Origin of the sequence: Herbaspirillum sp. (assembly GCF_035644555.1) — a bacterium.
Taxonomy (GTDB): Bacteria; Pseudomonadota; Gammaproteobacteria; order Burkholderiales; family Burkholderiaceae_D; genus Herbaspirillum.
Map to the genome: position 1 here is coordinate 1 of NZ_DASQOH010000080.1, position 20691 is coordinate 20691.

19 protein-coding genes are annotated in these 20691 nt (G+C 63.9%); 9 read left to right on the top strand and 10 right to left on the bottom strand.

The window, feature by feature from the left end; translation table 11 throughout:
- The 6 genes from aroE to mpl all read right to left on the bottom strand — a co-directional run.
- On the bottom strand, nt 1–779 hold a 779-nt coding region (gene aroE / locus VE092_RS22590), incomplete at its 3' end, for a shikimate dehydrogenase (protein ID WP_324880144.1).
- Between the two features lie 81 nt (nt 780–860).
- Nucleotides 861–1742 (bottom strand): TonB C-terminal domain-containing protein, encoded by an 882-nt coding sequence (locus VE092_RS22595; protein WP_324880145.1) that lies wholly within the window; start codon nt 1740–1742, stop codon nt 861–863.
- A 55-nt stretch (nt 1743–1797) separates the two neighbouring features.
- Nucleotides 1798–3852 (bottom strand): ribonuclease catalytic domain-containing protein, encoded by a 2055-nt coding sequence (locus tag VE092_RS22600; RefSeq protein WP_324880146.1) that lies wholly within the window; start codon nt 3850–3852, stop codon nt 1798–1800.
- A 16-nt stretch (nt 3853–3868) separates the two neighbouring features.
- Entirely contained in the window at nt 3869–4474 is a 606-nt protein-coding gene (locus VE092_RS22605; RefSeq protein ID WP_324880147.1) for a chorismate--pyruvate lyase family protein, read from the bottom strand.
- Entirely contained in the window at nt 4474–5064 is a 591-nt protein-coding gene (locus tag VE092_RS22610) for a YqiA/YcfP family alpha/beta fold hydrolase (protein WP_324880148.1), read from the bottom strand. Before VE092_RS22610 ends, VE092_RS22605 begins: the two co-directional genes overlap by 1 nt.
- Nucleotides 5061–6443, bottom strand: a complete 1383-nt coding sequence (gene mpl / locus VE092_RS22615; protein ID WP_324880149.1) for a UDP-N-acetylmuramate:L-alanyl-gamma-D-glutamyl-meso-diaminopimelate ligase — start codon at nt 6441–6443, stop codon at nt 5061–5063. Before mpl ends, VE092_RS22610 begins: the two co-directional genes overlap by 4 nt.
- A gap of 66 nt (nt 6444–6509) precedes the next feature.
- Here mpl and VE092_RS22620 point away from each other — a divergent pair, with 66 nt between their 5' ends.
- From VE092_RS22620 to VE092_RS22660, 9 genes are all read left to right on the top strand, one after another.
- Nucleotides 6510–7157 carry a hypothetical protein gene (locus VE092_RS22620; protein WP_324880150.1) on the top strand — a complete coding sequence of 216 codons (648 nt, stop codon included), beginning with the start codon at nt 6510–6512 and terminating at the stop codon, nt 7155–7157.
- Nucleotides 7157–7678 (top strand): TlpA disulfide reductase family protein, encoded by a 522-nt coding sequence (locus tag VE092_RS22625; RefSeq protein WP_324880151.1) that lies wholly within the window; start codon nt 7157–7159, stop codon nt 7676–7678. Before VE092_RS22620 ends, VE092_RS22625 begins: the two co-directional genes overlap by 1 nt.
- A gap of 109 nt (nt 7679–7787) precedes the next feature.
- A complete protein-coding gene (gene aroQ / locus VE092_RS22630) occupies nt 7788–8225 on the top strand; it encodes a type II 3-dehydroquinate dehydratase (RefSeq protein WP_324880152.1) in 438 nt (145 codons plus the stop codon).
- A 124-nt stretch (nt 8226–8349) separates the two neighbouring features.
- Nucleotides 8350–8823, top strand: coding sequence for an acetyl-CoA carboxylase biotin carboxyl carrier protein (gene accB / locus VE092_RS22635; protein WP_324880153.1), 474 nt, complete (start codon nt 8350–8352; stop codon nt 8821–8823).
- Nucleotides 8824–8926: 103 nt separating this feature from the next.
- A complete protein-coding gene (gene accC / locus VE092_RS22640) occupies nt 8927–10306 on the top strand; it encodes an acetyl-CoA carboxylase biotin carboxylase subunit (protein WP_324880154.1) in 1380 nt (459 codons plus the stop codon).
- A 54-nt stretch (nt 10307–10360) separates the two neighbouring features.
- Nucleotides 10361–11275 carry a 50S ribosomal protein L11 methyltransferase gene (prmA, locus tag VE092_RS22645; protein ID WP_324880155.1) on the top strand — a complete coding sequence of 305 codons (915 nt, stop codon included), beginning with the start codon at nt 10361–10363 and terminating at the stop codon, nt 11273–11275.
- A 3-nt stretch (nt 11276–11278) separates the two neighbouring features.
- Nucleotides 11279–12496 (top strand): DUF3426 domain-containing protein, encoded by a 1218-nt coding sequence (locus VE092_RS22650; RefSeq protein ID WP_324880156.1) that lies wholly within the window; start codon nt 11279–11281, stop codon nt 12494–12496.
- Between the two features lie 75 nt (nt 12497–12571).
- Nucleotides 12572–13507, top strand: coding sequence for a carbohydrate kinase family protein (locus tag VE092_RS22655; protein ID WP_324880157.1), 936 nt, complete (start codon nt 12572–12574; stop codon nt 13505–13507).
- Nucleotides 13508–13565: 58 nt separating this feature from the next.
- Nucleotides 13566–14150, top strand: coding sequence for a peroxiredoxin (locus tag VE092_RS22660; RefSeq protein WP_324880158.1), 585 nt, complete (start codon nt 13566–13568; stop codon nt 14148–14150).
- Nucleotides 14151–14242: 92 nt separating this feature from the next.
- Here the strand turns inward: VE092_RS22660 and VE092_RS22665 are convergent, their stop codons facing one another.
- From VE092_RS22665 to VE092_RS22680, 4 genes are all read right to left on the bottom strand, one after another.
- Nucleotides 14243–14782, bottom strand: a complete 540-nt coding sequence (locus tag VE092_RS22665; protein WP_324880159.1) for a YggT family protein — start codon at nt 14780–14782, stop codon at nt 14243–14245.
- Between the two features lie 266 nt (nt 14783–15048).
- Nucleotides 15049–15609, bottom strand: a complete 561-nt coding sequence (locus VE092_RS22670) for a histone H1-like DNA-binding protein (RefSeq protein WP_324880160.1) — start codon at nt 15607–15609, stop codon at nt 15049–15051.
- A gap of 503 nt (nt 15610–16112) precedes the next feature.
- On the bottom strand, nt 16113–17285 hold the full coding sequence (locus VE092_RS22675) for a ribonucleotide-diphosphate reductase subunit beta (protein ID WP_324880161.1): 1173 nt from the start codon (nt 17283–17285) through the stop codon (nt 16113–16115).
- 212 nt (nt 17286–17497) lie between these two features.
- Nucleotides 17498–20482 carry a ribonucleoside-diphosphate reductase subunit alpha gene (locus VE092_RS22680; protein ID WP_324880162.1) on the bottom strand — a complete coding sequence of 995 codons (2985 nt, stop codon included), beginning with the start codon at nt 20480–20482 and terminating at the stop codon, nt 17498–17500.
- Nucleotides 20483–20691: the final 209 nt, after the last annotated feature.

Sequence of the window (20691 nt, forward strand, 5' to 3'; positions counted from 1 at the left end):
TCGGCGGTGGCCGGACGTACGCCACGCCACAGGTGGAAGGCTTCGGCCGCCTGCTCCACCAGCATGCCCAGGCCGTCGCGCACGCAGGCGCCATGCTGCTGCGCGCTTTGCAGGAAGACGGTGGGCTGGCGGCCATACATCATGTCGTAGGCCAGGGTGTCGCTACCATAGACCGTCACCGGCAAGGGCGGCAGGTCCTCGGTAAGGCTGGCCGAGGTGGCATTGACGATGACATCGAATATGCCGTCCAGTTCGGCATAGGCGGCGCTGCTTACCGGTCCGTATTCGGCGAACTGGGCGGCCAGCTCCGCCGCGCGGGACTGGGTGCGATTGGTGATCACCAGCTCGGCCGGCTTCTGCTGCAGCAGCGGCAGCAGCGCCCCGCGCGAGGCGCCGCCGGCGCCCAGCAGGAGTACGCGGCGGCCGGCCAGTGCCTGTCCGGCATTGACCACGATGTCGGTGACCAGACCGGCGCCATCGGTGTTGTCGCCCAAGATGCGCCCTCCCTCGAACTTGAGCGTGTTGACCGCGCCGGCCAGGCGCGCGCGCTCGGTGAGGAGGTCGGCCAGGGCATGCGCCTCCAGCTTGAAGGGAACGGTGACGTTGGCGCCGCGTCCGCCACGCCGCTGGAAGACCTGGACTGCCGCGCGAAAGCCATGCAGCGGCGCCAGCAGGCGCTCGTAGTTCAGCTGCTGGCCGGTCTGCGCGGCAAACTGTGCGTGGATTTCGGGTGACTTGCTGTGGGCAATGGGATTGCCGATGACGACGTATTCATCCATGGTGGTCCGCCTGTTCCCTTGTTTTCTGTTCTCGTCGCGATCGGCCCGTGGTGTCGTCCCGGATCGCCCTCGCCGCTGTCCTCAGCCGGCCCCCAGTTCCGTCTGCAAACCCTGGTCCCGCGTGAAGCGGAAGCGGGTGATGATTTCCCAGACATCGTCCTTGCCGCTGGTGCGCATGTTTTCGGGGAAGCGGCCGAACGGTGCCGAGCGGCGCACGATGGCGACCGCTGCCTGGTCCAGCGCGGCATTGCCCGAACTGGAACGCACCACCACGCCGCCATCGCGTTCGTAGATGGTGCCGTCCTGGAACACCGGGATGACGATCAGCAGTTCACCGTAGAGCTTCTTGCCATCCCGGGTCGGGAAGTTCAGCGTACCGACCTTTTCTATCTTGTCCTGCAGTGTCTTGTAGTACTGGGCGTAGCCCACTTCACGGGTACTGGGCGTGATCTGGGTCTTCTTGGGGCGCTTGTTGTATTGCTCGATGTTGCGGGCGACCTCGGCCTCCATGCGCGCCATGGCCTTGGCGGTGTCGGTCAGGTCGTGGGCGTCGGGCTGCGGCGCCTGCACCGGCTTGACCTGATCGGCACTGCTCACGTGCTGCTGGGCCGCCTGCAACTGCGCCAGCATCTTGCGCTGCTGCTGTTCCAGTTCGGCCACCTTGCGTTGCGCGGCCTTGACGCTGTCGCCGCTCTCCACCCGCCGCATGTCCGGCAGCGGTGACTTGGCGCGGCCGTCCTCGGCATTGCCGCCACCATCCAGGTTGGCCTGCGCCAGCGCCTGGGCGTTGACCGGCTTCCTGTCGTGCTTGGCGTTGACCAGGATCACTTCCAGCTCCGGGTCGGACGGCTTGAAGCGGAAAGCATCAGGCGCGGCGAAGTGCACGGCTAGCAGCAGGCCATGCACCAGCAGCGAGATACCGAGCGCCGCGCTGAGCAGGCGATGTTGGGCAAACAGGTTCACGACGGACAGGAAAAAGCGACGATATTCACAGCGGCAATTCTACGCCAGCACCGCCTCATTGCGCCGCTTCGGCCGGCGGGTTTTCGTCCTCGGTCGGAGCGCTGGCGGCGTCCGCGTCGGCGGCTTCCGGCTCACTGCCGAGGGCAGCCATGCCCTCCAGCAACTCCTCGTCGTCCTCGCCGAGGTCGTTGGCCAGGGCCTGGGCCGCTGCAGCCGGCACTTCCAGCAGGCGCGCTTCCACACTGAGGTCGACCTCGTCCCAGCGCAGCAGATCGAGCTTGACCTGCAGGCCGCGCGCCAGTTGCGGCAGGCCTGGCATGCGCAACACCAACGGGATGTCGACCAGGCGCAGGATTTCGTCCTTCAGCACCACCGCTTCCACGGTGCGGGCGTTTTCCTGGGCCAGCCAGCGCAGGCACCAGTAGCGCTCCATGGTGGACTGGAAGTCGGCATAGCCGGAATAGGCGGCGTCGAAACCGGAGACGATGGCGAACAGGTCGGCGTCACGCGGCTTGAAGGGCGCCACCAGCGGTGCGGTCACGCCATGCTCGATGCAGGCCAGGATCTGCCACTGGTTGACCAGGTCGGTATAGCGGCGCAGGGGCGAGGTGCTCCAGGCGTACTGGTCCACGCCCAGTCCCTGGTGGGGAGCGGCATGGGTGACCATGCGCACCTGCATCTTGGCGGCCCAGCCGCCGGCACCACCGCCCTGGGCACGATAGATGCCGGGCACGCCATGGTCGGCCATGAGCTTGCCCCAGGTGCTGTTGGCGAAGATCATCAGCTCGGCCACGATCTTGTCCAGCGGCGCACCACGACGGCGACGGACAATGCTGACCACGTCGTTCTCGACGTAGAAGTTGAAGTCCACGCGGTTGTTCTGTTCCGGCCGCAGGCCGAAGGCCTCGCGCTTGGCCATGCGGCCCTGCTCCAGCAATTGCACCCATTGCCAGAGCAGCGCGATCTCCTCCTTGTGCGGATAGTCGCCGCGATTCTCGGCCAGGGCTTCCTCTGTGACCAGGTCATCGAGGTCGTTGTGGCGCAGGTTGGCGGCAATCGGCACCAGTTCGGCGCGGGTTTCGGTGGCCAGCACTTCCCAGCTCGCCGGGTCCAGCGTGGCATACAGCGACAGCGCCGGACGGGCGGCGCCGGCATCCAGGGTGTAGGTAGCCACCAGATCGTCGGGCAGCATGGTGATCTTTTCGCCCGGCATGTAGACGGTGGACATGCGCGCGCGCGCAATCGCATCGATGGCGTCGCCACGCTTGATGGCCAGGCCCGGGGCGGCGATGTGGATGCCCACGCGCAGCTTGCCGTCGGCCAGTCGGGTCACCGACAGCGCATCGTCGATTTCGGTGGTGGTGACGTCGTCGATGGAGAAGGCCTGTACCTCGGCGGTGGGCAGGTCGGTGGTCGGCGCGGGGATGTCGATGGCTGGGAAGCCGGTGCCACGCGGGAAGAATTCGTAGAGGAAACGCGCGTAGTGCAGATCCTTGGGCGAGGCCACACCGCCGGCAGCCAGCATCAGGCGCTGCGGGGTGGTCTGCAATTCCTTGGCGGCGGCGTCCAGGGCCTTGTATTCGATGCCGTTCTTGTCCGGCTTGAAGAGCAATTGCAGGGCGATAGGACGGAAGGCTTCGGGCAACTTGTGGGCCTTGAGTTCTTCCACATAGGCGGCCTGCGCCGCCAGTTGCTGCTTCTTCTTTTCCAGGCCGGCCAGGGCGGCCTGCAGCGAGGCTTGCGGGGCCGCCTTGTAGCGTCCGCGACCCTTCTTGTAGAAATAGATCGGCGCGTGATGCAGGCACAGCAGGAGACCCGCGGCTTCCGGCGGCAGGGGCGCGTGGCCGAAATATTCGGCCGCCAGATCGGTGAAGCCGAACTCTTCCTCGCCGGCCACTTCCCACAGGAAGTCCAGGTCGACCTCGGCGGCGATGGCCTGGGCCTGCTCCAGCAATTCCTGCGGCGCAGGCGCGGCGAACTGCAGCAGCGCGTCGCGCGACTTGACCTTGGTGCGCTTGCCGGAGGCCATCTCGACCTGGTAGGACTCGCCCTGCTGGGTCATGATGGAGCCGGCCTTGAAGTCGCCGGATTCTTCAAACAGTAAATTCATCTGCTTCTATCGCTTCTCAATCTGGTACATGGGCCGGCACCGGACGCATCAGCGCCTCCAGTGCCGGCAGGAAAACATCGGTGACCATCAATATCCCGCCGCGCCGCGTAAACAGGGAGCGGCGTGCCAGCAGGGTGGTCGGTAGCGGGGTCTGCGGCAGGGCCTGCGCGATGCGTCGCATCAGCGGGTGGCCGAACCTCAGGCGAGCATACTGGATGGGGCTGCGCCCGACCAGCGGATCAAAGAACAGGTTGGCGCCCAGCGGCGTATTGCCCAGCTTGCTGAAGAAAGGCCAGTCGGATTTCACCGAGCCGGTGGACAAGACAGTGTGACCAAACACCACCGGCCGGCCGTCGCAATGCAGGATCACGTCGCGCTCGACCACCCGGCTGCGCGCGGGCAAACCCAATGCCTCGTGCTCATCGGCCAGGATCATGGCGGGCCGCTGGCGCAACAGGCGCACGCTGAAGGCGTCGGTACGGGCCTTCAGTTTCAGGGTCATGGAACCAGGATCGGCCAGCCAGGCACGCACGCAGCGCATGCGCTGGCCCTCGGTGGCCAGCAGCGTTGCCAGCGCCTGCGGGTGCGCCATCCAGCGCGCCTTGCGCGGGGCACATCGCATCAACGCGTCACCTTGCCTGCAGGAGCGATGCCGCAGAAGGCCAGCACCTCGTCCAGGTAATCCACGAATTCGGCCATGCCGTGGTCGCTCCCCTGGATGACGATCTGACGCGCGCCCGGGTAATGGGCCACCATCTCGCGCCAGTCCAGCACTTCGTCGCCGGTGGCGGCCAGCAGCAGGTAGCGCTGCGGGCGGCTGATGGCCGGCACCACCAGCGAGCGCAGTTCGGCGATGTATTCGTGCTTGAATTCGAAGGGTTCGTCGGAGTGGTACTGGGTCGTCACGCCAACGTAGGATTCCAGGTCGCATGGCGGCTTGACCGCCGGATTGAGCAGCACGGCGCGGCAACCGAGGTGTTCAGCCAACCAGGTCGCATAGAAGCCGCCCAGCGAAGAACCGACCACGGTCAGTTGCGCCGGGTCGACACCGGCCACCATCGCCCCGGCCAGGGCGATGGCTGCGGCGGGCGAAGCCGGCAGTTGCGGGCAGAGGTAGTCGTCCTGCAAGCCCAGCTCGGCCATGCGCTGCCCCATCACCCGCGCCTTGAAGGATTGCGGCGAAGAACGAAAACCGTGCAGATACAGGATCATGCCAGCGCGTCCAGCAGCTTCTGGTGTACGCCGCCGAAACCGCCGTTGCTCATCACCAGCACGTGGTCGCCCGGCTTGGCGGCGGCCTTGACGGCCTGCACCAGGGCATCGAGCTCATCGAAGGCGGCTGCCTTCTGGCCCAGTGGCGCCAGTGCCTCGGCCAGGTCCCAGCCCAGCGCGTCGCGTCCGGCGCGGGCACCGAAGCCAAACACCAGGTCGGCCTCGGCCAGGCTGCCGGGCAGGGCTTCCTTCATGGTGCCCAGCTTCATGGTGTTGGAACGGGGCTCCAGCACGGCCAGGATGCGGGCATTGCCGACCTTCTTGCGCAGGCCGGCCACGGTAGTGGCGATGGCGGTCGGATGGTGGGCAAAATCGTCATAGACGGCCACGCCATTGGCGCTGCCGCGCAGTTCCATGCGCCGCTTGACGCTCTGGAAAGCCCCCAGCGCCTCGATGGCCTGAGCTGCAGGCACACCCACATGGCGGGCGGCGGCGATGGCCGCCAGGGCGTTCATGCGGTTGTGCTCGCCGGTCAGTTCCCAGACCACGGTGCCTTGCAGCTGGCCCTCGAAGAAGACATCGAAGCGCCCGTCCTCCTGGGTCTGCAGGGACCAGCCCGGCTGGCCCTGGGCCACGCCGAAGTCCTCGCGTTCGCTCCAGCAGCCGCGTGCCACCACGCGCTGCAATGCCGGCTCGCGACCATTGACGATGAGCCGCCCGATGCCCGGCACGGTACGCACCAGATGGTGGAATTGGGTCTCGATGGCGGCCAGATCGGGGAAGATGTCGGCGTGATCGTATTCCAGGTTGTTCAGGATCGCGGTGCGGGTACGGTAATGGACGAACTTGCTGCGCTTGTCGAAGAAGGCAGTGTCGTACTCATCGGCTTCGATGACGAAGAAGGGCGAAGGCCCCCCCTGGCCGTCGCTGCCCAGGCGCGCCGAGATCCCGAAGTTCATCGGCACCCCGCCGATCAGGAAGCCGGGCTGGTAACCCGCATGCTCCAGCACCCAGGCCAGCATGGCCGAGGTGGTGGTCTTGCCGTGGGTGCCGGCCACCGAAAGGACCCATTTGTCCTGCAGGATGTTCTCGCCCATCCATTGCGGGCCGGAGACATAGGGCAGGCCGCGATTGAGGATTTCTTCCATCAGCGCATTGCCGCGCGAGACCACGTTGCCGATGACGAACAGGTCCGGTTGCAATTCGACCTGGGAGGGCTCGAAACCCTGGATCAGGGTGATGCCCTGGGCTTCCAGCTGGGTGCTCATCGGCGGATAGACATTGGCATCGCAGCCGGTCACGGTATGGCCGGCCTGCTTGGCCAGCACGGCCAGACCGCCCATGAAGGTGCCGCAGATGCCGAGGATATGTATATGCATAGCGAATCTTGGGGTGTAATCCCGAGATTTTACCTGACGCGGCGAGCGCCACCGCTAACGAGTATCATGGCGGCCATGTCTGAATTCGAATTCACCTCCCCCACCGAGCAGCTGCGTGCCGAGATTGCCGCCGCCGCTGCCCGCATGATTGCCGAGGACGGCGCCGACTATGGCAGCGCCAAGCGCAAGGCCGCCCGCCAGATCCTGGGCAACCAGAAGGCCAGGGGCGAGATCATGCCCGATAACGAGCAGATCGAAGAAGAAGTGCGCATCTACAATGAGCTCTTCTTTGCCGACACCCAGCCGGCGCGCCTCTTGCACCTGCGCCAGGTAGCGCTGCAGTTGATGCAGGATCTGCAACATTTCAATCCTTACATCACCGGCGCAGTCTGGAATGGCACCGCAGGTGAACATTCGGACATCCACCTGCAGCTGTTCTCGCCCAGCGCCAAGGATGTGGAAATTTTCCTGCTCAACAAGAATGTGAACTTCGAGGTCGGCGAGACCGCGCACTTCCGCACCGGTCAGGCGGTCGAGACCCTGAGTTTCCTGCTGCCCCAACGCGGCGCCGATCCGGAACTGGCGCACCTGGCCCTGTACGACGAAGATGATCTGCGCGGCAGCCTGCGCGTGGCGCCCGGAAAACGTGCCGACCGGGGCGACGCCGCCGCCCTGGCGCAACTGATCGAGACCACTTCAGAAGAAGACGTGTGATGAAGAAACTGAAAAATGTGATCCTGTTGGCCGTCGTTGCCGTCGTTTGCGTGGGCGTGGGGATCTATGCCAGCCATCGCGCCCACCCGGCAGACTCCCCCGAGACGCTGGCGCTGAACCAGCTGCTGTCGCAATCCATGCCGGATGCAACCGGCCAGACCCAGTCGTTGGCGCAGTACAAGGGCCGACCGCTGGTGGTCAACTTCTGGGCCACCTGGTGCGGCCCCTGCGTGGAGGAAATGCCCGAGCTGACGGCGTTGCAGCAGGAGATCGCGCCCGTACAAATTCTGGGAATTGGCGTGGATAGTCAAGAAAATATCGCCAAGTTTGCGCAAAAGTACCAAATCCGCTATCCTCTCTTCGTTGCCGGAACCGGCGCCACCGATTTGCTGCGGCAATTCGGCAATCAGGCGGGCGGTCTCCCGTTCACCGCTCTGGTGGGCAAGGACGGCAAAGTCAAGAAGGTCTATCTGGGTCGCCTCAAGTTCGATGAACTGCGCGCTGACCTGTCCCGGCTCTGAACCACAGAGCATCTGAGACTGCAAATCCGTGAAAAGAAAGTTTTTCTTGCCAAATGATGGCATTTGACGGCAAAATGCGCGCATCGTCGTCAAACGGAGCTTAATCTCCATGGCAAAACAGCTTCTCCTGCTCAATGGCCCGAACCTGAATCTGCTCGGGACCCGGGAGCCGGAAGTCTACGGATCCACGACGCTGGCCGATATCGAACAGCGTGCACAAGACCAGGCCCGCAGCGCCGGCGCGAACCTGGTGACGTTCCAGAGCAACCACGAAGGTGCGTTGATCGACCGCATCCACCAGGCCCGCAGCGAGGGGGTGGATGGCATCATCATCAATCCGGGCGGGTTGACCCATACCAGCGTGGCACTGAGGGACGCGCTGGCCGGGGTGGCCATCCCCTTCGTCGAGGTGCATATTTCCAATATCCACCAACGCGAGGAGTTCCGGCATTTTTCCTACCTGTCTGGCATTGCCCGGGCAGTCCTGTGCGGCTTCGGGGTCGACGGCTATCGCATGGCCGTGGACCATTGGCTGCGTCAATCCTGACGGCGGGCACGCCCCCACCCGGACGGATCGTTTCACGTACTGCAAGACCCTGACTGAACCCGCCGGCCGCGACAGAGCGCTGGCGCTTCTCTAATACTACTTATCTACATTCCGAGGGATTCAAATGGATTTACGAAAACTCAAGACGCTGATCGACCTGGTTGCTGAATCGGCGATCGAAGAGCTGGAAGTCACCGAAGGCGAAAGCAAGGTCAGAATCGTCAAGTCTTCCCCGAATGCCCAGAACCAGGTGGTGATGGTGCCGCAACAACAGGCCTACGCACCGGCCCCGGCGCCGGTGGCCGCCGCCGCCCCGGTTGCAGCTGCACCGGCCGCCGCTGCCGCCGCCCCGGCCGTACCGGAAGGTCACATCGTCAAGTCGCCCATGGTCGGCACCTTCTACCGCTCCTCGGCACCGGGCGCTCCGGCCTTCGTGGAAGTGGGCAAGGAGGTCAAGGAAGGCGACACCCTGTGCATCATCGAAGCCATGAAGCTGCTCAACGAGATCGACGCCGACAAGGGTGGCGTGGTCAAGCAGATCCTGGTGGAAAACGGCCAGGCGGTCGAGTTCGGCCAGCCGCTGTTCGTGCTGGGCTGATCGCATTCAGTCCCTGGCCTGGTCGGCAGGGTCGGTGGCCCCTACGGATACGACCCTCCTCCGGAACCTATAACGCTTGAACTGGCGACGTCCCATTCCTGTTATGTTTGAAAAAATCCTCATCGCCAACCGTGGCGAAATTGCCCTGCGCATCCAGCGCGCCTGCCGCGAATTGGGTATCAAGACCGTGGTCGTGCACTCCGAGGCCGACCGCGAAGCCAAGTACGTAAAGCTGGCCGATGAGTCGGTCTGCATCGGCCCGGCCCCTTCCGCGCTGTCCTACCTGAACATGCCGGCCATCATCAGCGCGGCTGAAGTGACTGACGCCCAGGCGATCCACCCCGGCTATGGCTTCCTGTCGGAGAACGCCGATTTCGCCGAACGCGTGGAGCAGTCCGGCTTCGTCTTCATCGGCCCGCGCGCGGAAAACATCCGCATGATGGGTGACAAGGTCTCGGCCAAGCAGGCCATGATCCGCGCCGGCGTGCCCTGCGTGCCCGGTTCGGAAGGCGCGCTGCCGGACAACCCCAGGGAAATCGTCCAGATCGCCCGCAAGATCGGCTATCCGGTCATCATCAAGGCCGCTGGCGGCGGCGGTGGTCGCGGCATGCGCGTGGTGCATACGGAAGCTGCGCTGATCAACGCCGTGACCATGACCAAGACCGAAGCCGGTGCCGCCTTTGGCAATCCGGAAGTCTATATGGAGAAGTATCTGGAAAATCCGCGTCACGTGGAAATCCAGATCCTGGCCGACGAGCACAAGCAAGCCATCTGGCTGGGCGAGCGCGACTGCTCCATGCAGCGCCGCCACCAGAAGGTGATCGAGGAAGCACCGGCACCGGGCATCCCGCGCAAGATCATCGAGAAGATCGGCGAACGCTGCGCCGAAGCCTGCCGCAAGATGAACTACCGTGGCGCCGGCACCTTCGAATTCCTGTACGAAAACGAAGAGTTCTACTTCATCGAGATGAACACCCGCGTGCAGGTCGAACACCCGGTCACCGAGATGATCACCGGCGTGGACATCGTGCAAGAGCAGATCCGCATCGCCGCCGGCGAAAAGCTGCGTTACCGCCAGCGCGACATCGAGCTCAAGGGCCACGCCATCGAGTGCCGCATCAATGCCGAGGACCCGTTCAAGTTCATCCCCTCGCCGGGCCGCATCACTTCCTGGCACGTACCGGGTGGTCCTGGCATCCGCGTCGATTCGCATGCCTACTCCGGCTATTTCGTGCCGCCCAACTATGATTCCATGGTCGGCAAGGTGATCGCCTACGGCGCCACCCGCGAACAGGCCATCCGTCGCATGCAGATCGCCCTGTCGGAAATGGTGGTGGAAGGCATCTCGACCAATATCCCGCTGCACCGCGAGCTGATGGTCGATGCCCGTTTCTTCGAAGGCGGAACCAATATCCATTATCTGGAACATAAGTTGTCGGAACGTCCGACGGCGCCGGAAACGGACAAGTCGCTGAAGAAGTAATCGTCGTTCCGTATCAACCAGCAACAGCAATCGCAACAGCAAAGGCAGGCAAGCATGGCTTGGGTAGAAATCGTCATCGAAGTGGCGCGGGAAGAGGCGGAGGCACTGTCCGACGCCTTGATGGAATCTGGCGCCCTGTCGGTGTCGGTGGAAGATGCGGACGAAGGGACGGACGCCGAGCGTCCGCTCTTCGGGGAGCCCGGCATGGAGCCGGAGGAAGCCGCCTGGGACCGCAGCCGCGTGGTAGCACTGGCCGGCAAGGATGCCGACCACGCTGCCATCGTGACCGACGCGGCCAAGGCCATCGGCCTGGACTATGCCCTGCCCTTTGCCACCCGTAGCGTGGAAGAGCAGGACTGGGTGCGCCTGACGCAATCCCAGTTCGAGCCCATCCACATCGGCCAGCGCATCTGGGTCGTGCCGAGCTGGCACGAAGCGCCGGCCGATCCCGATGCCCTGGTGCTGGAGCTGGACCCCGGTCTGGCCTTCGGTACCGGCAGCCATCCCACCACCCGGCTGTGCATGGAATGGCTGGAAAGCAATGCCACGCGCGCTCGCACCCTGCTGGACTATGGTTGTGGCTCGGGCATCCTGGCGCTGGTCGCGGCCAAGATCGGCGTCCCCCAGGTCATCGGCGTGGACATCGACCCGCAGGCACTGGAAGCAGCCCACCACAATACCGAACGCAATCACTGCAGCGCCACCTACTATCTGCCAGAGGCCTTCGCCCAGTCCGATCCGGAAGGTGAACGCTTCGAGGTGGTGGTGGCCAACATCCTGGCCGGTCCGCTGCAACTGATGGCCCCCATGCTGGCCGGGCGGGTAGCTGCCGGCGGCGCGCTGGTGCTGTCCGGAGTGCTGGAGCGTCAGGCCAAGGAAGTCATCGCCGCCTATGCACCCTATATCGCGCTCACCGTGTGGGCCGAACATGAAGGCTGGGTGGCGCTGGCAGGCCGCCTGCCGGAGTAATCCATGGCGTTGGCGACCCAGTGTCCGCACTGCCTGACCATCTTCAGGGTCGCCAGCGACCAGCTCAAACTGCGCGGCGGACTGGTGCGCTGCGGCAGCTGCCGCGAAGTCTTCAACGGCAATGAGTTTCTGGTCGAGGCCAGCATCGCTGACGGCCATTACCAGCCGGCCCCGGGCAGCAAAGCCCAGCCCGGCACCCTCGTGGCAGCGGCGCCGGCAGCAGGTAGCGGCACCGCACCAGGAACGGGACTGCCGTCCGCTCCCGCTCCGGTGGCGTACACGCAAGCGCGCCCCGAGTCCATCCCCGTAACGGTACCGGAGCCGCCGGCTCCGTCTGCATCGTTCATCCCTCCCGCACCTGCCGCAGCGGCCACCCCCGCCATTCCGGTCATCGCCGAACCGAAGGTGTTCCGCTCGCCCGCCAGCCCCGGCTACATTCCCGATCTCGGCGCGCCGCTGAAGTCCGCGCAGCCTGTGGATAAGGACAACCCGGAGCCGTTCGGCACGCCGCTGCAAGACGAGGAGCCCGACAGCGGCGCCCTGCTGCGCCGTTCGTCGGCCGAACCGGAAGACCTGGCGGCACCGCCGGAGGTGGCTGCCGTGTTCCGTATCGACGCCGAGCCGGAACACACGCAGGAGGATGTGCTCCACGATCCCGACGTCAGCGCCGAGGACACCGACACCGCCGTCGCCGAGGAACCCGGCTTCGTCAAGCGGGCCGAACGCAAGGCACGCATCGGCCATGTGACCAAGATGCTGATGATGATACTGGCCGGCGTGATGGTGCCAGTGCTGCTGCTGCAGGCGCTCTATTACTGGCGCAATCCGCTGGCCGCCTCGGTCCCGGTGCTGCGCCCCATGCTCAATGGCATGTGCGTCGCCTTCCATTGCAGCGTCGGCCTGCCGGCAGAGATCGACCGGCTGTCGCTGGAATCCAATGAATTGCAGGTGGTACCACCCAACCAGAACGTCTATGCGCTGACTGTCGTGATGCGCAATCGCAGCACCAGCGCGCAGGCCTGGCCGCATATCGAACTCACGCTCAACAATGACGACGAGAAGGCGGTGATCCGGCGCGTCTTCCGTCCGCGTGACTACCTGAGCGATCCCAGCCTGATCGACAGCGGCCTGGGTGCCGACAGTGAGCGGCAGATCAGGCTCAACTTCGAACTCAAGGATGCCCTGGTCTCGGGCTACCGGATCTATCTGTTCTATCCCTGAGCCCTGTTCCCGCTGCCCGTATGCCGCTTTTCTTCTACAATGCGGCATCATTCTTTTTTTCCTGCGGCCCACTCCATGAGCTCACTGATCTGCGGTTCCCTCGCTTACGACAACATCATGCAATACGAGGGCCGCTTCGCCGAAGCGCTGCTGGCCGACCAGTTGCACAAGGTCAACGTATCCTTCCTGGTGCCGACGATGCGCCGCGAGTTCGGCGGTTGCGCGGGCAATATCGCCTACAACCTCAAGCTGCTGGGTGGCGAGCCCATCGTGATGGCCACTGTCGGCCTGGACAGCGCACCCTACATGGAACGCTTCGCCGCGCTGGACATCTCGACGCGCTGCGTACGCCAGATCGATGACTCCTTCACCGCGCAGTGCTTCATCACCACCGATGCCGACAGCAACCAGATCACCGCCTTCCACCCGGGCGCGATGACCTGGTCGCACCAGAACAAGGTCGCCGATGCGGGCGCGGTCAAGTTCGCCATCGTCGCGCCGGACGGCCGTGACGGCATGCTGCAGCACGCACAGCAGGCGGCCGAACTGAACATCCCGCTGATCTTCGATCCGGGCCAGGGCATGCCGATGTTCGACGGCAACGACCTGAAGAACTTCATCGACCTGGCCACCTATGTGGCGGTGAACGACTACGAGGCCGAGCTGCTGACCACCCGTACCGGCCTGTCGCTGGCCCAGATCGCCGAGCGCACCACGGCCCTGGTGGTCACCCGCGGCGAGCTGGGTGCGGAGATCTTCGTGGGCGGTCAGAAGTTCGACATCCCCTGTGTGCCGGCCGATCGTATCGCCGACCCCACCGGTTGTGGCGATGCCTTCCGCGCCGGGATGCTGTACGGCCTGACCGAAGGCTATGACTGGGAAACCACCGGTCGCCTGGCCAGCCTGATGGGCTCGATCAAGATCGCCTCGCAGGGTCCGCAGAACCATGCACCCTCGCGTGAGGAGATCGAAGAGCGCTTCCACAAGGCCTTCGGTTACCGTTTCGGTTGAGCGCACAATGGGCGTCGCCTCCATGCAGGCCGCCAGCACATCACCCCAGGAGATCGATATGCCAGACCAATCATCCATGCGCGCCTTGCGCCCGGGCGCTGGCCGCCTGCTCGCCGGCGCTCTGCTGCTGACGGCAACACTGGCGTCCCCGCTGGCACTGGCGGCCCTCAAACCCGGTGACAAGGCACCGGAGTTTTCCGCCCCGGCCTCGCTGGGCGGGCAGGTCTCGACCTTCTCGCTGGCGGCCGCGCTCAAGAAGGGGCCGGTGGTCCTGTACTTCTATCCGGCGGCCTTCACCTCCGGCTGCACCATCGAAGCCCATCTGTTCGCCGAGGCGGTGGATCGCTACAAGGCACTGGGAGCGACGGTCATCGGGGTGTCGGGGGACGATATCGAGACGCTCAACAAGTTCTCCGTCAGCGAGTGCCGCAGCAAGTTCGCCGTGGCCGCCGATGTCGACAAGAAGATCATGAAGGCCTACGACGCCCAGTTCATGAAAGTGACCGGCTATGCCAGCCGCACCTCCTACGTGATCACGCCGGACCACGCCATCCTCTACGAGTACACCGACATGAATCCGGAAAAGCACGTGCAAAACACCATGCAGGCCCTGGAGCAGTGGGCGGCGCGACAGAAGCGCTGAGCCGGCCTGGGTAGCTGACGTGGTCACCCATAATGCAAAAGAGCCGGACGAGTCCGGCTCTTTTTGCGTCGGCACGCCATGCCGTCTGACGGCTAGACGGCGCCGAACAACAGCCCACTGACCACGCGCACGGCGATCTGCAGCAGGATCAGCAATACCAGCGGCGACAGGTCCACGCCACCCAGCGGCGGGATGATACGGCGCAGCGGACGCAGCAGCGGCTCGTTGAGGGCGCGCACGAAAGGTGCCAGCGGGGCATACGGATTGACCCAGCTGAAGATGGCTTCGATGATCAGGGTGGCCATGAAGCCATAGCAGATCCATTCGAAGAGACGCTCCACGGCAACCAGCAGGATGAGCTTGAAATCGAAACCGGTCGGCAGTCCGAGGATGGCGATAACCGACAGCAGCACGATGATGAAGGCGGCCAGCAGGGAGGCCCAGTCGTGGCGGCCGCCGGGCATGACCCGGCGCAAGGGCCGCACCAGCCAGTCCGAGAGCTGGTACACGAACTGCCCCACCGATTGCGGCGGGCGCACGCGCACCACCTGCATCCAGAAACGCAGCAGCATGACGCCGGCCAGGATGCTGGCGACGGCATTGACGATCATCGTGAAAATACTATGCAGCACAGGGTTCTCCATCAGTGAGAGGCAGGGCACATACTAGAGTGCATGAGACATCGGTGCAATCATCGGGTCTTGCGCGGCTAGCGATGCTGCTCCGGCAGGATGTCGACGGTCGCGGCGAGCATACCTGGACTTTCATATATTGTGCCATCCCTGCAGATTGCCAGAGCCTGGCGGCCTGCATACGAGGGCATAAAAAAACCGCTGCATGGCGACATGCCATACAGCGGCTTTTCGTCTGAAGAACTCAGACGGGACGCGCGCCGATCTTACGGACGGCCGGCGCCAGTCGGGAACGGCCATGCGGCGGCCGGGTTCAGCACGGTCTTGGCGGCCGGTGCTGCAGCTGCCGGCTTGGCGGCGGCCTTCTTCGGAGCGGCGGCCTTCTTGGGGGCTGCCTTCGGCGCTGCAGCCTTCGGTGCGGCTGCCTTCGGTGCTGCAACCTTCTTGGCGGCGGCCTTCGGTGCTGCTGCCTTCTTGGCGGCTGCCTTCGGCGCTGCAACCTTCTTGGCGGCTGCCTTCGGAGCTGCAACCTTCTTTGCGGCTGCCTTCGGAGCTGCAACCTTCTTTGCAGCTGCCTTCGGAGCTGCAACCTTCTTGGCGGCTGCCTTCGGTGCTGCTGCCTTCTTGGCGGCTGCCTTCGGCGCTGCAACCTTCTTCGCGGCTGCCTTCGGAGCGGCTGCCTTCTTGGCAGCTGCCGGCTTGGCGGCGGCCTTCGCTACGGTCTTCTTGGCAGTAGCCGCGACGACCTTCTTGGTGGTTTCCTTAGCGGCGGCTGCCTTCTTTGCCGCCGGCTTCTTGGCCGCGGGCTTCTTTGCTGCTGTTGCCATTTTGTTTCTCCTTCTTCACGTGAATGGAAAAAATCAAGCTTGATATAAGCAACCCGCAAGCGACATCGCGATGACGCGGGCGGGTTATTCATCGGCACAAGCAGCCTGTCGCTTGCGCTAATGAATTCGGCACCAGCTGAACTGCTGCATCCCCTCACCTATGCAGCGCTTCAGCTATCTTGGCGACGCCCCTCCGGTAGTGCCCGCGCAATGGCGCAGGATGAAGTCGACTACGGGAGCGGGCGCGACACCAAAAAAAACGCCAGCGTGTTCAAACGCTAGCGTCGGAATCGCGTTCCTGAAAAACCTCGGCGTTTTTCAAAGGAAAAGCCGCCTGACCCGACACGATGGGGTTAAGCGGCGATAACAGAGAAGAATGGTTCGGTCTCTGACTGTTCATTAATTTGGCGTATGCCTTTCAGTTTCAGTGGCCGGGCATCTTGCAAGCTACCCGACCACCGTTGTGCATCCTGTCTCGCGGAAGAGTACTTCGAGACTGCACATCATTCCCAACTCAGCGCGCCCCCGGTTTGGTATTCGATGACTCGGGTCTCGAAGAAGTTGCGCTCCTTCTTCAGGTCGATCATCTCGCTCATCCAGGGGAACGGATTTTCTTCTTGTGCGAACAGCGGGTCCAATCCGATTTGCTGTGCGCGGCGGTTTGCGATGAATCGCAGGTAGCCCTTGAACATCGGCGCGTTCAACCCGAGCACGCCTCGCGGCATTGTATCCTCTGCGTAACGATATTCCAACTCCACCGCGCGTAAAAACAACGATTTGATCTCGTCGCGGAATTCAGGAGTCCACAGGTGCGGGTTCTCCATCTTCACCGTGTTGATCAGGTCGATGCCGAAGTTGCAGTGCATCGATTCGTCACGGAGGATGTACTGGTACTGCTCGGCCGCGCCCATCATCTTGTTCTGGCGACCCAGTGCGAGGATCTGCGTGAAGCCGACGTAGAAGAACAGGCCTTCCATGATGCAGGCGAAGACGATCAGCGAGCGCAGCAGCTTCTGGTCATTCTCCATCGTGCCGGTCTTGAATTCAGGATCGGTCAGCGTATCGATGAAGGGGATGAGGAACTCGTCCTTGTCGCGGATCGAGGCGACCTCGTGATAGGCGTTGAAGATCTCGGCTTCGTCCAGGCCCAGCGACTCCACGATGTACTGGTAGGCGTGGGTATGGATGGCCTCTTCGAAGGCCTGGCGCAGCAGGTACTGGCGGCACTCGGGCGCGGTGATGTGGCGATAGGTGCCCAGCACAATGTTGTTGGCGGCCAGCGAGTCGGCGGTGACGAAGAAGCCCAGGTTGCGCTTGACCAGACGACGCTCGTCTTCGGTCAGGCCGTTCGGATTCTTCCACAGCTCGATGTCGCGCTGCATGTTGATTTCCTGCGGCATCCAGTGATTGGCGCAGCCGGCCAGGTACTTGTCCCAGGCCCACTTGTACTTGAAGGGCACCAGCTGGTTGACGTCGGTGTGGCCGTTGATGATGCGCTTGTCGGCGGCGTTGACGCGGCGGGTGGTATCGACCGCCTCGCCGTTGCCGGCCATCAGTGCCGGGTTCAGTGCGGCATTGGACTGCTGCGCGTTGCCGAAGGCCGGCTGCAGTTGCGGCTGCGGGTTGGCAGGGCGCGGCGCCTGGGCCGGCTTGACTTCATCATCCCAAGAAAGCATCTGTGGTTCCTCTTTACTTTATCGGTAGCTGCCGGCGGGGTCGGGTGGACCGCGGCGCGGCGGGTGTCTATCAGGTGACAACGGCGCATCCGGTGAAGTTCACCGCGATGCGCCGGCTAGGGTGGGCAGGACCATCGACAGGGTAGCTGCCGTCATCTCGGATGACCTTGATCATCCTCATCAGCAGGCCATCGCGGCCCTGCCCGGGTTGCTTACTGGCAGGCCTCGCACTCTTCGAAGCCCGCGTCGCCCGGACGCATGGTGCAGACCGGACCGTCGGCTTCGATGGCAGCACCCGGCGTGGGCATCACGTAGGCTGCCGAGGCGGCTGCGGCTGAAGCGATGGGCGCGGCCGGAACGGCGGTACCCGAGGCCGATGCCATGCTGCCGGCGCCGCCGTCGACTGCCACGGCGTTCAATGCACCCGCGCGGGAAGTGGACTTCTCGGTGTGGGTGGCACCGATGGTGCGCAGGTAATAGGTGGTCTTCAGACCGCGCAGCCAGGCCAGCTTGTAGGTCTCGTCCAGACGCTTGCCGGAGGCGCCGGCCATGTAGATGTTCAGCGACTGGGCCTGGTCGATCCACTTCTGGCGACGCGAGGCGGCTTCCACCAGCCAGGACGGGTCCACTTCGAAGGCGGTGGCGTAGATGTCGCGCAGGTCTTGCGGGATGCGGTCGATCTTGGCCAGGCTGCCGTCGAAGTACTTGAGGTCGGCGACCATCACTTCGTCCCACAGGCCACGGGCCTTCAGGTCACGTACCAGGTACTCGTTGATTTCGGTGAATTCGCCCGACAGGTTCGACTTCACGTACAGGTTCTGGTAGGTCGGCTCGATGCAGGCCGACACGCCGATGATGTTGGAGATGGTCGCCGTCGGCGCAATGGCCACGCAGTTGGAGTTGCGCATGCCGTGTTCGGCGATGCGCGCACGCAGGGCGGCCCAGTCCAGGGTCTCGGTGGTGTCGGTTTCCAGGTAGCCGCCGCGCTCTTGCGCCAGCAGCTTCAGGGAGTCCTGGGGCAGGATGCCACGATCCCACAGCGAACCGCGGTAGGAGGCGTAACGGCCGCGCTCTTCAGCCAGTTCGGTGGAGGCCATGTAGGCGTAGTAGCAGACGGCTTCCATGGAGCGGTCGGCGAACTCGACAGCGTCCATCGAGGCGTACGGTACGCGCTTGATGTGCAGGCAGTCCTGGAAGCCCATGATGCCCATGCCCACCGGGCGGTGACGCAGGTTGGAGTCACGGGCCTTCTTGACGGCGTAGTAGTTGATGTCGATGACGTTGTCCAGCATGCGCATGGCGGTGCGGATGGTCTTCTGCAGCTTGGCATGGTCCAGCTCGCCATTGACCAGGTGCGCAGGCAGGTTCACCGAACCCAGGTTGCAGACCGCGATTTCGCTGTCGTTGGTGTTCAGGGTGATCTCGGTGCACAGGTTGGAGCTGTGGACCACGCCCACGTGTTGCTGGGGCGAACGGATGTTGCAGGGATCCTTGAAGGTGATCCAGGGGTGGCCGGTCTCGAAGAGCATCGACAGCATCTTGCGCCACAGGTCATTGGCCTGGACCTTCTTGAAGAGCTTGAGCTCGCCGCGGGCGGCCTTGGCTTCATAGCCGGTATAGGCTTCTTCGAAGGCACGGCCGAACTTGTCGTGCAGGTCCGGAGTGTCGGAAGGCGAGAACAGGGTCCACTCGCCCTTTTCCATCACGCGCTTCATGAACAGGTCGGGAATCCAGTTCGCGGTGTTCATGTCGTGGGTGCGGCGGCGGTCGTCGCCGGTGTTCTTGCGCAGTTCGAGGAATTCCTCGATGTCCATGTGCCAGGTTTCCAGGTAGGCGCAGACCGCGCCCTTGCGCTTGCCGCCCTGGTTGACCGCCACGGCGGTGTCGTTGACCACCTTCAGGAAGGGGACCACGCCTTGCGACTTGCCGTTGGTGCCCTTGATGTGGGCGCCCAGGGCGCGCACCGGGGTCCAGTCATTGCCCAGGCCGCCGGCGAACTTGGCCAGCAGGGCGTTTTCCTTGATGGCTTCGTAGATACCGTCCAGGTCGTCGGCCACGGTCGTCAGATAGCAGGACGACAGCTGCGAACGCTGGGTACCCGAGTTGAACAGGGTCGGGGTCGAGCTCATGAAGTCGAACGACGACAGCAGGTCATAGAACTCGATGGCGCGGGCTTCGCGGTCGATCTCGTTGAGCGCCAGGCCCATGGCCACACGCATGTAGAAGGCCTGCGGCATTTCGATGCGGGTGCCGCCGATGTGCAGGAAGTAGCGGTCGTACAGGGTCTGCAGGCCGATGTAGCCGAACTGCAGGTCGCGCTCGGGCTTGAGGGCAGCGGCCAGCTTGGCCAGGTCGAACTGTGCCAGCTTGGTGTCCAGCAGCTCGGCCTCGATGCCCTTCTTGATGTATTGCGGGAAGTATTCCAGGTATTCGGCCGGGGCGTCGGCCTGGGCCACTTCCTTGCCGAAGACTTCCTTGCGGATGGTGTGCATCAGCAGGCGCGAGGTCACCTGGCTGTAGGCCGGATCCTTTTCCATCAGCGCGCGGGCAGCCAGGATGGCGGACTTGTACAGCTCTTCGACGGGTACGCCGTCGTACAGGTTCTTGACGGTCTCGGCCAGGATGGCTTCGCCATCGACGTGACCTTCCAGGCCGACGCAGGCGGCATCGATCAGGGTGCGCACTTCGGCGATGTCCAGCGGACGGCTCTGGCCGTCTTCGGTCACGTGCAGCTGCGGGGCGACCACTTCGGTCTTGGCGGCGGCACCCTGCTGAGCGCGCTCTTCCATGCGCTTGGCGCGGTACAGCACGTAGGCACGGGCCACGTCATGCTCGCCCGAGCGCATCAGGGCCAGTTCGACCTGATCCTGGATGTCTTCGATATGGAAAGTACCGCCGGTAGGCTGGCGACGCACCAGCGCCGACACCACGTTGGCGGTCAGTTGCTCGACCATCTCACGCACACGCGCCGATGCCGCACCCTGCCCACCGTTGACGGCCAGGAAGGCCTTGGTCACGGCGATGGAAATCTTGGAGGGTTCGAAACCGACCACGGCGCCGTTGCGGCGGATGATGCGGTATTCGCCCAGGCCAGCAGTCTGGGACACGATGGTCTGGCCGTCGGCAGAGCCTTCCAGCTCGGCGGAGACGCCAAACGGGGCAGGCGATTTGACGGAAATTTCTTGGGTTGAGCGCACTTAGCCTCCTGGATACATGGAGCAGACGAGCGGGGTGATCGCCTGCGTTGCTAATAACTAATCAATCCCGACCTGCGGGGGGATTGGCGAACGACAGAAGCGTCCCACAATGACTATCCCTTGCGTGGACATTCATGCTGACGCAAAAACTGCTTGAAACTGACGAGTGGAACGACGGAATAAAAGAAGGATGAACCGTGGGCGTTGTC